Source organism: Armatimonadota bacterium, assembly GCA_018268395.1.
Lineage (GTDB): Bacteria > Armatimonadota > Fimbriimonadia > Fimbriimonadales > Fimbriimonadaceae > JAEURO01.
The window spans coordinates 1-12,400 of sequence record JAFDWQ010000010.1; the positions used below are offsets into that span (position 1 = coordinate 1).

9 protein-coding genes and 2 rRNA genes are annotated in these 12,400 nt (G+C 62.2%); 4 read left to right on the forward strand and 7 right to left on the reverse strand.

The genetic code is table 11. The features are described from left to right. A 23S ribosomal RNA gene (locus tag JST30_15445) occupies window positions 1–933 on the forward strand; the annotation flags it as partial. A gap of 101 nt (window positions 934–1,034) precedes the next feature. Then, window positions 1,035–1,151: ribosomal RNA gene (gene rrf, locus JST30_15450) — 5S ribosomal RNA — on the forward strand. Between the two features lie 50 nt (window positions 1,152–1,201). Here the strand turns inward: rrf and JST30_15455 are convergent. The 6 genes from JST30_15455 to JST30_15480 all read right to left on the reverse strand — a co-directional run bounded on the left by JST30_15455 (window position 1,202) and on the right by JST30_15480 (window position 9,508). Further along, the gene (locus JST30_15455; GenBank protein ID MBS1715722.1) at window positions 1,202–1,981 is read right to left on the reverse strand and encodes a class I SAM-dependent methyltransferase; all 780 of its coding nucleotides are present in this window, start codon (window positions 1,979–1,981) and stop codon (window positions 1,202–1,204) included. A 590-nt stretch (window positions 1,982–2,571) separates the two neighbouring features. Continuing rightward, window positions 2,572–3,567 carry an ROK family protein gene (locus tag JST30_15460; GenBank protein ID MBS1715723.1) on the reverse strand — a complete coding sequence of 332 codons (996 nt, stop codon included), beginning with the start codon at window positions 3,565–3,567 and terminating at the stop codon, window positions 2,572–2,574. Further along, entirely contained in the window at window positions 3,564–4,736 is a 1,173-nt protein-coding gene (locus tag JST30_15465; protein ID MBS1715724.1) for a YcaQ family DNA glycosylase, read from the reverse strand. Before JST30_15465 ends, JST30_15460 begins: the two co-directional genes overlap by 4 nt. A gap of 42 nt (window positions 4,737–4,778) precedes the next feature. After that, complete coding sequence (locus tag JST30_15470; GenBank protein ID MBS1715725.1) at window positions 4,779–6,068, reverse strand: DUF1501 domain-containing protein; 1,290 nt, start codon at window positions 6,066–6,068, stop codon at window positions 4,779–4,781. 10 nt (window positions 6,069–6,078) lie between these two features. Further along, window positions 6,079–7,599, reverse strand: a complete 1,521-nt coding sequence (locus JST30_15475; protein ID MBS1715726.1) for a DUF1800 domain-containing protein — start codon at window positions 7,597–7,599, stop codon at window positions 6,079–6,081. Window positions 7,600–7,738: 139 nt separating this feature from the next. Next, the gene (locus JST30_15480; protein MBS1715727.1) at window positions 7,739–9,508 is read right to left on the reverse strand and encodes a hypothetical protein; all 1,770 of its coding nucleotides are present in this window, start codon (window positions 9,506–9,508) and stop codon (window positions 7,739–7,741) included. Window positions 9,509–9,557: 49 nt separating this feature from the next. Here JST30_15480 and JST30_15485 point away from each other — a divergent pair, with 49 nt between their 5' ends. Together JST30_15485 and JST30_15490 are read left to right on the forward strand one after the other, a co-directional pair. Then, a complete protein-coding gene (locus JST30_15485) occupies window positions 9,558–10,844 on the forward strand; it encodes a ThuA domain-containing protein (protein MBS1715728.1) in 1,287 nt (428 codons plus the stop codon). Further along, the gene (locus tag JST30_15490) at window positions 10,841–11,935 is read left to right on the forward strand and encodes an exo-alpha-sialidase (protein MBS1715729.1); all 1,095 of its coding nucleotides are present in this window, start codon (window positions 10,841–10,843) and stop codon (window positions 11,933–11,935) included. The genes JST30_15485 and JST30_15490 overlap by 4 nt, the downstream gene beginning before the upstream one ends. A 9-nt stretch (window positions 11,936–11,944) precedes the next feature. Here the strand turns inward: JST30_15490 and JST30_15495 are convergent, their stop codons facing one another. Then, a complete protein-coding gene (locus JST30_15495; GenBank protein MBS1715730.1) occupies window positions 11,945–12,322 on the reverse strand; it encodes a hypothetical protein in 378 nt (125 codons plus the stop codon). Window positions 12,323–12,400 lie beyond the last annotated feature (78 nt).

Genomic DNA, 12,400 nt, shown 5'->3' on the forward strand with positions numbered 1-12,400 from the left:
CGAAATTCCTTGTCGGCTAAATACCGACCCGCATGAAAGGCGTAACGACTTGGGAACTGTCTCAACGAGAAGCTCGGTGAAACTGTAGTGCCCGTGAAGATGCGGGCTACGCGCAATAGGACGGAAAGACCCCGTGGAGCTTTACTACACCTTCGGATTGTCGTTTGGGTGTGGATGTAGAGCGTAGGTGGGAGCTTCGGCACCAATGGAACACCACCCTTCTACATCTGGACGACTAACCTGACCCGTGATCCGGGTTGGGGACACTCCGTGGCGGGTAGTTTGACTGGGGCGGTCGCCTCCTAAAGAGTAACGGAGGCGTACAAAGTCACACTCAGCCTGGTCGGAAATCAGGCGTCGAGCATATAGGTATACAGTGTGATTGACTGTGAGACAAACAAGTCGAGCAGGTGCGAAAGCAGGTCTAAGTGACCCTCTGGTGGTGCGTGGGCACGCCAGGGTTCAACGGATAAAAGCTACCCCGGGGATAACAGGCTGATCTTGCCCGAGCGCTCACAGCGACGGCATGGTTTGGCACCTCGATGTCGGCTCGTCACATCCTGGGGCTGTACAGGGTCCCAAGGGTTCCGGAGTTCACGGATTAAAGTGGCACGCGAGCTGGGTTCAGAACGGCGTGAGCCAGTTCGGTCCCTATCCATTGCGCGCGCAGGAGGTTTGAGAAGAGTCGCCCTTAGTACGAGAGGACCGGGGTGAACAGACCTATGGTGTACCAGTTGTCCCGCCAGGGGCATACGCTGGGTAGCCAAGTCTGGAAGGGATAAGCGCTGAAAGCATCTAAGCGCCAAGCCCACTTCAAGATGAGACCTCCCACTTATAGGTAAGGCCCCATGAAGACTACATGGTGATAGGCCGCAGGTGTAAAGGCAGTAATGTCAAAGCTGAGCGGTACTAATTGGCCGAGGGCTTAAAATCAAGCTCTCACTCGGTGACCTTTAACGAGCGCTCCACGTCGACCGAAGTACGGTTGTCAAAGCGTTTTCACGCCTAGGCGAGAAACCGCATAAAGTTTCTATTCGCGTGACCATGGCGAGAGGGAAACACCCGTTCCCATCCCGAACACGGAAGTTAAGACTCTCAGCGGCGGAAGTAGTTGGAGGGCGACCTCCCGCAAGATATGCACGTCGCGCGGATAGATAAAAATTGAAGAAGCCCCTTTCGAGGGGCTTTCTTCGTTTTGAGGCTAGCAACGGACCCATCGGAACCAGTTGGGCATCTTGTAACCGCCGTCCTTCTGACGGAAGGCCGCGCACCCTTCGATGATCGCGCCGTCGAGCGCTTCTTGCCCTACCAGCCTCGACAGCATCACGACGACGCCTGCACTGTTCAACCCCCTCAGCAGGCTCGACTCGTCGGCAAACTCGAAGACGCACTCGACTTCGCCCTCGTCCTTCGGACTTGCCCCGTTGCTCTGGAGCAGGCGGAAGAGGTTGTCGCGGTCCGAGAGGGTAGGAGGCGGCTCTGGAGACCCAGGTGCAGGTTGCGGTAACAGTGGCTTGACCGCCCTCATGACGGAGCTGAGTCCGCACCGGTCTGGCTCGCACCACATTCCGACGATAAACCGACCGCCAGAACGTCTGACTCGCATCGCCTCACGGACGGCGCGCCCCTGGTCTCCGGCATATTGAAGGCTATTGGCGGCAAAGACGACGTCGAACGATCCGTTTCCGAAAGCGAGTGCTTCCAGATCCGCCTCGTGGAACTGTCCTTCAGGCACACGGTCCTGGGCGATGGCTAGGAGGTTCTGGGAAGCGTCGATACCCGTGACGGCAGCCCCTCGTGACGCAGCCAGGACGGAGGCTCCGCCCGCACCGCAACCGAGATCAAGAAACGTGTCGTCTGGCCCTACTTGTACGGCTTCTAACATCGACCGCCACAGTGGCGCCGTCGTCGACTCGCCAAAGTCGGCCCAGTCCTTCGCCTTTGCCCCCCAAAGTTCGCCTTCTACCTTCGCCGTTCCCATGTCCTTGCTTGAATGATGTAAGGCGCAGGTCGGAGTCGAAGTTCCCTGTCTTGCTCGTCGATGACGTGAGCCTTTCCTTTGTCAACGAAATCTAATGGACGGAATCCTAAACGACGAGAGAAAAGGTAAGGACATGTCGACCGGCAAACGATGGCGGTTTGCGTCGTGTTGCTCTGACCACCCGTGGCGCCCGCTCTCTCGCCGGACGGGGTCCAAGAGTACGAGCTCGGCGGTTGGAGCGGCGTCACCTCTTCTTAGGCGGCAGGAAAAGACGGTGTGGTCGTCCACTCCACGGGCCAGGATCCGGCCATCGTCAGCGTCGCAACGTCCCTGATCACAAGCTACGACGACAAACTATGTCTTCTTTGATTCCAACCATGAGTGTATCGTCCAGCATGGCTCCAAGGATGTTACGGTCGTCGCGACGGTTCGCCGAAGGGCTCGCACACTCTGTCTTTCGATGAAGACGCCTGGGCGTTCCGTGCTTCGGCCGATCGCAAGGGACGGGTCTATCTTCTCGGCATGATCGGTCGGCGAGGCGGCATCGTCGCCCGATATCCGGCACAAACCAGGCCCGTGCCCGTCCATCGTTAGTCGGACTCCCGGATGTCTCCGAGTGCCGAAGAACGGGTCGAAAGCGCTGCACCGAACACGCCGGCGCTGTCGCCCAGTTCGGGGCTTAGCAGCGGCGTCACGAAGTCGGGGCCGAAGACGTTCGAGGCAAGCCGGTCCCGCCCTAATGTTCTCAGTTGCGAGACCTGGCCCGCGCCGCCCCCGAGCACGATCGCGTCCGGATCCAAAACGTTGACGACGGTCGATAACGCCTTCCCAAAGTCTTCGCATAGCCGCTCGATGGTCTCTTGGCATTCCCGGGCTCGTGCGCTCGAGGGTTCCGAGCACTCGGCGGTCGCCGCGATATCGGCCAGCTTCATCCGTTCGCCGGTCCTTTCGAAGTGACTTCGTTCGACCGCAGGGCCGCAAAGGTATTGCTCGACGCAGCCCCGTCGACCGCAATAGCACTCGCGACCATCGGGCACAAGGGTCGAGTGCCCCCATTCACCCGTCAGTCCGTTAGGGCCACTGACCAGTGCTCCGTCGACGACGATCCCGCCTCCGACTCCCGTGCCCATGATGACGCCGAAGACAGTCCCGTAGCCCCGACCCGCTCCGAGCAGCGCCTCAGCCAGCGCGAAGCAATCGGCGTCGTTTTTGACGATGGCCGTCGCTCCGAGGGCCGTCGAAAGGTCTTCGGGTAAGCGGGAACCGTTGAGGCACGTCGTGTTGCAGTTCTTCATCGTGCCGTCGGGCCGGACGCTGCCTGGCGTGCCGACACCGATCTTTGCCGGACGGGTCAACTCCGTTTCCTGCTCCAGAAGGGCGACCATTTCAGCGGTCCGCTCCAAGATGTGGTCGTATCCCTGTTCGGCCTCGGTCGGTAGCCTGAGCCTCGCGAGAACGGTCCCAACAAGGGCCTCGCTCGGACCAATGGTTCCGAAACTCGCTGTGGAGGTATGGGGTGACTCTATGACAAGTCCCTCGATCTTCGTGCCACCGAGGTCGATGCCCCAGAGTGTCTCCGTCCTCATCGGAGCCGCGTCACCGCATCACGTACGGAAGGGTCGGTGGACTTGTCCACGCTGATCGAAGTGGCTGACGAATAGGACATGAAGCGTGTCAGCGCCGCTTCGAAGGCTGGCCAGAAGTCTGCCGTCGGATGCCCGTCCTGCCAGTGCCAGCCTTTGATCTCCAGTAGCCCGTTGCGGCACCAGAACTCGACACGCCCGGCCAAGCGGTCGCCGTGCAGTACGGGCAGGACGTAGTAGCCCCACTTTCTCTTCGGTTCGGGCACATAGATCTCCCAGACGTAGTCGAAGCCGAAGATGTGGGCGACGGCCTTTCGGTCCCACATGAACTGGTCCAAGGGGGCAATGAAGCGGACGGCGTTCTCGACAGGACCGTCCAGACAACTTACGAACTCCGGGGACGCGAAAAAGGCCATACCTTCGACATCGACAGGCACGAGATCCCCCGATGAGGCGAAGCGTTCGTACGCCGCTTTCTTGACCGGGCTGACTTTATTGAACGACCAGACCTCCTGCGGGGCCGTTGGCCGCAAGAGCCCGACCGCCTTGTGACGCTCTAAGACAAGGCCGTGAACGGACTCATCGATCGGCGCCTTGGGAGTCCGGAAGACGTCCGGAGGCACGATGCGCTCGGTCAGGTCGTAGACGTGGTGCTGCCCCTTACGCCCGGCCGTCATGACAAGTCCCGAGTGCCAGAGCGCGCGAAGGGTCTGTTTGGTCACGTTCGGGCCGAACCACGAACCCGCCCATTCATCCTTACGCTCTTGGAACTCGAACTCTTTAGGAAGCAAGGGACCGCGTTCTTCGAGCTCTGCGAGGACGGCCTCGATGGCGTGTGCGTGTTCTCGGAAGATCCGGCCGAAGTTGGGCCGGTGCCAATCGTGGAAAGCGCGCCGCAAAGGCCAACCTTGCATCGGTACGAGGCTGGCCTGCTTGTCCCACCCGTCGTAAACGAGCCTTTCTTGATAGGCCACCTTTTGCCAATCGCCGATCCTGTAGTCCGCGACCCGGCTCTGTAGGACGAGATCATGGTTGCAGCCGACAGGGGCGATAGGGTCGAACTGGACGCTGCGGAGCCTTTCGAAGGCGCCAGGCACGTCGGTCTGCCGAAAGTGGAACGCGACCATGCCCCTCGCGGCGTCCGCTTTGCTGAGCTTCAGGGTGGTCGGCACTTGAGCAAGGTACCGCAGTGCCGACCGTTTTCTAGGACGCGGTCACGCGTGGCAGACGCCAAGGAAGTTCGGCGAGAAGTCAGGGAAGACCGCCCCCAGGTTCGGGTTCTGCAACCTCTTCTCGACGACTTCGGCCAGGACGCTCCGGTAATCGGTCGTCATCTGAAGGTCATAGCCGTCCAGAAGCTGCCCCGTTCCGCAACCTGGCCAAGTCCCGAAGACCTGACCTCCGTTGACGGCGCCGCCCATGACAAGCATGCAGTTTCCGGCTCCATGGTCCGTTCCTTCCGATCCGTTCTCCAGCACGTTCCGGCCGAACTCGCTGACGAGCACAAGGGTGAAGCCGGTTTTCCCGACGGCCGTCAGGTCGGTGTAAAAAGCGGCCAACGACTTCCCAAGGGTGTCCATCAAACCCGCCATATAGCCTCCGATCGGACCTTGCTGGGCATGCGTGTCCCATCCGTCCATGTCGATATGGGCGGCTTCCAGACCCATGTCGGCACGGTACATCGCCGCTACCGACTTCAGGGCACGCCCGAAACCGTCTTCGGGATAGACCGCCCCGCCTCCCGCCTGATAGCCTTCGAAGTCGATCGCGTCCAAGGCCGCAATGGTCGCGTTCGTATCTTGGACCGCTTGACGTTGGGCGTCGTGTAAGCGGCGATAGCGGTCCTCGATCGTTCCGAGGATCTCCGAGAGGTTCGGGTACCAAGCTTGGTAGCCGAAGCTGGCCGGGTCGGCGATCGGGAGCGATTTCGGGCCGCCGTTCATGATCCGGACCATCCCGTAGTTGAACGCGATCCCTCTCAGCGGGCTCCCTGGCAGCGCCTCGCCCGTGGTGGCCAAGTGGCGTCCGATCCAGCCCGTCGTGTTCGAGGGGTGCCCGCGGTCACTGAGTTCCATCCAAGCCTGGGCGTCGAAATGCGACCGTGACCAGTTCTGCGACCCCACGGCGTGGACGATCGCCAAGTGGCCGTTCTGATAAGCAGGCAACAGCGGCGTGAGTTCTGTCGGCAGTCCAAAGAAGCCGTTCAGGTCGGTGGCGCGGCCGCTTTGCCCGCTGTCCGGACGCGGGATCGCGATGGTCGGACGGGCCAGGTAGTAGCCGGGATCTCCATAGGGGACGCAAAGGGTGCAGCCATCGGCCCCGCCTCGGAGGAACACCGAGACGAGCAGATCGCGTTGGGACGCGGATTCGGCGAAGGCGACGCGCGGCAGCCAGGCATAACCGAGGCCGGCGGCCATCGTCGCCATCGTGGCGCCGCCTAAGAAAGACCGGCGCGAGACAGACCTGTATTCCGGACAGGCGAACCGTTCTATGTCGTTCGTCATCGTGCTCTCCTCAGTACCATTGGAAACTCGGACAGGCCATCGCGACCGCGACGGCGCCTTGAAGCCTGCTGTCGGTGATGGGCCCGTTCTTCAAGTAGGCCAAGAGGGCGGACGTGTCGTCCGGCGACCCTTCGCCGCCGAAGAACGCCTTCGTGATCGCGTTCAGACACCCGTTCGGAGTGCGGTCGGCGCCGAACGTCGTGGCGACGTCGATCGTCACGCCGGGCAAGAAGTTCCCGGCGAGCCAAAGGCCCATGTTCGCCCGATGGATCTGTCCGCCGACCCAGTATTCGAAGCGGTCCGGATAACCGTCCGGGAACGACCAGTTCCAAGGGACCATTCCTGCCTCCACGAGGGCGTACACGGGGAACGTGAAGTCCGTCACCGCCGCCCGACCGGATCGGAGCATCGAGACCAGGAGATGGTACGGCCGTTTGTAACGCGGTTTTGACAAGGCAAGGTTCTGTGGCGTCAGGATCACCCGGAGGATCTCACGGATGTCGCCGCCCGTCGCCAAGTAGGCCGCTTTCGCCGCGTCGCAGACGGCTTGTGGGGCGGGTTCGCCAAGGAACCACTTGACCATCTTCTTGGTCACGAACTCGGCGGTCTTGGCGTGTCCCGCGAGGAAGTTCAGCATCTGCTCTCCCTCGAGCTGACCGTTCTCCTGGTACACCTGGCCCATGACGACCTTGGTACCGCCGGCATGGTAATACGGCCTGAACAGGAACTTGCCGCGGTTCGGATCGTTCGTTTCCCACGTCCAAGACCACCCCGAAAGCACGAGTGCGGCCTGACGGAGGTCCTCACCGTTATAGCCGCCTTGTGCGCCGACGGTGTGAAGTTCGTGCAGTTCGCGCGAATAGTTGATGTTGGGGGCGTAAGCGGTGTTCGCGTCGTTGTCCAAGAAGTTCAACATCGCGGCCGAGTGCGCGGTGGCCTTGAGCAAGTCAGGGAACGTTCCCATCGCGTTCGGGCGGATCACCTTTTGCACGAACGGCACTAAGGTCTGCGGTGCCAACTTGACGATGCTGACGTTAAAGTGGTCGGTCCAAAACTCGACCATGCGCTCGTACAGGAGCCGCTGGGAGAACGTACTCCGGTGAAGCGTCGCGAACAAGAGCTCGAGCCACAGTTGGTACGAGTCGGACACATCGTACAGCTGCGCCTCGTTCCAGTTCATTCGGGGCCAGTTCGCTGCCACCGTCGCTTCGACCGCGCTGTCGTCGATCCCTTCAGGGTTCAACTGTCGGTTCACATAAGCGTCGAACCCCATAAGCGCGGCTTTGCTCGCCTCGGTGGCTTCTATCCCGTAAGACAGGCGTCGCACGAGCCGGTTCGTCGGGCTCTTCCAGTTGCCGGCGGCTTCTGAGCCGGGCGGTATCCGGACGGCCTGGGCTTCGGCCCGCCCTGCGACGAGCGAAAGTGCGGCCGTGCCTGTCAAGGCGAAGAGTGCGCGCCGCGTCGACGCCTCGGGCACGCCGTCAAAAGCATCGGCGACTGCGGTGGCCGCACGGCCGAGCCGTTCCATCATGACTATCCTCCAAGAGCATCTCCCACCGGACAGAGCCCGTTCCAACGAACGGGACGTCCTGGTGTGAACACTTTACGGGCCCTGCGCCGAAACGAGGCGCGCGAACCTGTATGTCCCGTAAAACTACGGGCGTCGGTCCTTACGGCGCCAGTGCCGTCCAGTTGCACTTGTCGAGCATGACGCGCGGGGTCAGCGAGCCTGACGGAGGGCGAAAGTCAAAGGTCAACCGGGTCTTCATCTTGCCGCCGCTTCCGACGAACCTGGCGTAGGGCCCTGGGAACGGCCAGACCGCAGACTCTGTCTGGGCCGTAAGAGCGGTCGCGGACTTTACAGTGATCCAACGGGACTTCGTCCAGTCCCACTGCTCGACGGTCATGGCGGCCGTACCTGTGGTCGACAGCCTGCCTGCCACGTTGACCGAAACTGGGGTTCTCTCGAAGAGGGATTGGACGCCGTCGACCTCGACCTGTGTCCGGAAGGAACCTGCACCCGACCCGATCGGTGAAACGACCATGGCGGATCCGTCCCTGGATTTAAGGGCGCTCAATCCTCCTTGGTCGACCTTGCCGACGAGGACCTTGAATGCCGTCGGAGGGAGCGTTCCCGTTCCGACCAGGACGTACTTCGCCAGCCATCTCCGGTCAGGTTCGCCGGATTTCGACGCCGTGCCGGCGACGATGACCGCGTCGTCCGGGTCGACCACGACTTCAGGCGCGAGCGACTCGAAGCCGTACGTTCCCGGAGTGAACGGTTTGAGCCAGACGTGTTCTCCGTTTCCTGACACGAATTCGATCGCAGAGCTCGAGTTGGCCGAACCGTCGTTCCCGCCGTAGGCGACCGTAGCGCACTCGGCCGGACCGGGTTCGACGGAACTGACGCTCGACCGGATCTCTCGGAAGAACTCACCGAACCACGCCCAGTCCCCGTTCGGTTTGAACGAATAGACGTGCCCTGTCGACTCTTGCTTCACTCCTCCCCAATCAAGAAAGGCTCGGACGTAGATCCTCCCGTTGGGCCCTTCCGACAGCGACTGCGCGATCAGGCCGTGAGACGAGTCCCTGTAGTAATTGACGAGCCATTCGACGCGGCCAAGCCGGTCGATCTTGACGAGGTCTTGCGAGGTGTCGCCGAACTCCCACTTCATGGCCACAGCGATACCGCCGTCCTGGCAGGCCCGAGTCTGAGTGACGACGTTGGAACCGAACGACAGCGTCCAGTTCACGGCCTGCAAGTCAGGCGAGAGGGAAGCGACGAAGGACGTGCCGCTGCCGTACGTCCCGGATATGAAGGAGTCTCCTGAGGGGGACTCCTGAACGGACGTGACGGTCTGAAGGAAGGGTATGAGGCCCGACAACGAGTTGGAAGCCGATACGAGTCCGGTCGGCCCGAGGCGGTCTAAACGGTACAGACGGGGAAAGCCTGAGCGGCCCGCCCACAGGATGAGAGCCCCGGGAGTGGATCCTGACCACCGGACCGGGTCGAAGGCTGCAAGGTCCAGCGTCGCCGATTGTACGGCCCACTTCCGGTCTCCCCAACGGTCCCACCGTTCGAGCACACAGCTTTCCGAGCCGCCGGACGTCACGACCGATCGGACCGTCGGCTCTCCCTGAGCATTAGCCATCGGTCGGCCCGCCACGACGTCCGAAGCCGTAGAGTCGCCGACGGGGCGCTCCCATTCGATCTTGCCCTCAGGGCCGACCTTCGACAGCCTCGCCGTCCTGGCCGTCCCAGGCCCGGTCCGTGAGTGGACGACGAACGCGTTCCCATCCCGATGGACCAGTCCGACCGTCCGCTCTTGGATTCCTTGCTCCGGGGCGACGAAGACGTTCCAATCCGTGACCGGAGGGGCTTGGGCCGAAACAGACGAAAGAAGAACGACCGCGGCCGAAAAAGAGGCCAAGCACTTCACACCGGCAAGTATACGGCGCACAAGGGAACCTACGGGCTAGAATCGTGCCATGGTCGGGCTCTTGGCCGCGTTCCTTTCGACGTGCTCTTCCGCGGATGTCCCGAGGACGGCCCTGGCCGTCGAGCACCCTCGGGTCCTCGCGTTCTCCAAGACCGCGGCCTTCCGTCACGACTCGATCCCGGACGGCCATGCGGCGCTCCAACGGCTCGCCAAGGAGTTCGCGTTCACCGTGTCCTCGACCGAAGACGCTTCCGTGTTCACGGACGACGGGTTGGGAAAATACGACGTGGTCCTGTTCCTGAGCACCACGGGAGACGTTCTGAACGAGGCCCAACAGGCCGCTATGGAACGGTTCATCCGGAAGGGAAAAGGGTATGTCGGCATCCATGCGGCGTCCGATACGGAATACGACTGGCCGTGGTACGGCCGTCTCGTCGGCGCGTACTTTAAAACGCACGGGCCTCAGCGCGACGAACAGATGAAGATCTTCGACCGGGCCCATCCGACCACCAGTTTCCTCCCGTCGGATTGGAAGCGGTTCGACGAGTGGTACGAGTTCCGGCAGCTGCCGGCCGACGACGTCACCGTCTTGTTCGCCTGGGACGAGGGCGCGAAGACCGGCTTCCACCCGGTGTCCTGGTACCACGAGTTCGACGGGGGCCGCGCGTTCTACAACGCGATGGGCCACACCAAGGAGAGCTTTGTCGACCCCCTCTTCCCGAGGAACGTGTCGGAAGGCATCTTTTGGGCGGCCAACGCCCGTCCGCCCCAAGGTGCCGCGCCGCCCGCCTGGAAAGCCGGTTCGGGTTGGCGGACCGAAGGCGGGGCTTTGACGCAACCGTCCAAAGGCAAAGACCTTTCGACCAAGGCGGCTTACGGCGACCTATGGGTTCACGCCGAATACAAGATTCCGGCAAAAGGAAACTCCGGCGTCTATCTGCAGGGCCGATATGAAGTGCAGATCGCCGACTCGCACGGTTCGACCCAGGCGCTTGACTTCCCGGACGCCGGCGGACTTATGTACGGCGAGACGAAGGGCCACGCCTTCGCGGGGCAACCGCCGCTCAGCGAAGCCTCCAAGGCCGCCGGACAGTGGAACACGTTGGACGTCTTGTTCCGGGCGCCACGGTTCGATCCCAAGGGCCGTAAGACCATGGACGCGCGGTTCGTCGAAGTCCGGTTGAACGGCGTCGTCGTGCAGAAAGACGCCGTCGTCTCCGGTCCGAGCAAAGGCGCCGGGAACACGCGGGAATCTGCGACGGGCCCGCTCGTCCTCCAAGGATCGTACGGGCCGGTGGACTTTCGTAACGTCCTTGTCAAGCCGGTAAGACTGTGACACCCGCGTTTGCCGTGCTCGCCCTTTCGTCCGTGTTCCTCGACCTGGACGCCGACTCGGCCCGTCAGACCGTCGTCGACCGCGAACCGGGCCAATATCTCGGACATCCCACGACGGTCCTGCTCGAAGACGGGCGCACGATGATCTGCGTTTATCCGAAGGGTCACGGCAAAGGGCCGATCCAGATGAAACGGTCGAACGACGGCGGTCGGACCTGGAGCGAGCGGCTCCCGACGCCGGTCAGCTGGGCGACGAGCATGGAAACTCCGACCATCCATCGGACGCTCGACCCGAAGTCCGGAACGAAGAGACTGGTCCTTTGGTCAGGGCTCTACCCGGCCCGACTGTCGCACAGCGATGACGATGGTCGGACATGGACCGAACTGGAACCGGCCGGGGAATGGGGCGGGATCGTGGTCATGTCGTCGGTCGAACGCTTGAAAGACGGCCGATACCTCGCCCTCTTTCATGATGACGGTCGCCTCTTTGCTTCAGGCGGGAAGGCGACGGGCACTTTCACGGTGTACAAAACGTTCAGCGACGACGGAGGTCCGTCCTGGACGGCTCCTGCGGTCGTCTTGACGTCAAGACCTCTGCAGTTCTGCGAGCCGGGCCTCGTCCGATCGCCGGACGGTAAGGAGCTCGCGGTTTTGTTGAGAGAGAACAGCCGGCGGGGATACTCCCACGTCGCGTTCTCACGAGACGAAGGCGCGAACTGGAGCACGCCCCAACCTCTTGGGCCGGCGTTGACGGGCGACCGCCACACCGCACGTTACGGCCCGGACGGCAGGCTCGTGGTCAGTTTCCGGTGCATGGCGCAAGGAAGCCCGTATTGGGGCGACTGGGTAGCGTGGGTCGGCCGATACGAGGACCTACACAAGTCAGGAGGAGGACAGTTCGTCGTTCGGCTCAAACACGACACAAAGGGAGGCGACTGTGCCTATCCGGGCGTCGAAGTCCTCAAGGACGGCACGTTCGTTTGCACGACCTATGGCCATTGGGCGCTAGGCGAGCAACCTTACGTGCTTTCCGTACGGTTCAAGCTCGCCGAGTTGGACCGGATGTCGAGTTCTCGGCGCGAGCGCCGCTGAGTCGCCGCATCAAGACGTCCGGACACGGGCCAGGCGCTGCTCTTTGCCGACAGTCGACTGAACGATCGTCAAGGCGAAAGAACTCGTCCAGACCGCGGCTTCAAGGGGGAAGCCACCGACTTCGAAGGGGACGACACCCTCACCGAAGGTTCGGACTATGACCTCGATTCCGAACAAGCCGCTACCTATGGCTATGAAGGTCGCCGCCGCGATCCCGAACAGCGTCGTGGGACGGGTCTTGGTGAGCACCGAAACGGCCAAACAGGCTCCGCAAAGGACCGTAAGGCCTGCGACGCCCGTCGCCCAAGACGTCCTGACGACGTCCATGAGGACCATGGACGCGGAAGCGAACCCGAGTCCGGACCAAAGCAACCTGTCGGCTTTCATTCCTCATAGTGTACACGGCCCGACGGTCCATCCGCCATTAGGCATCGGCCGACTGCACGAGAATCAACGAAATCTTCC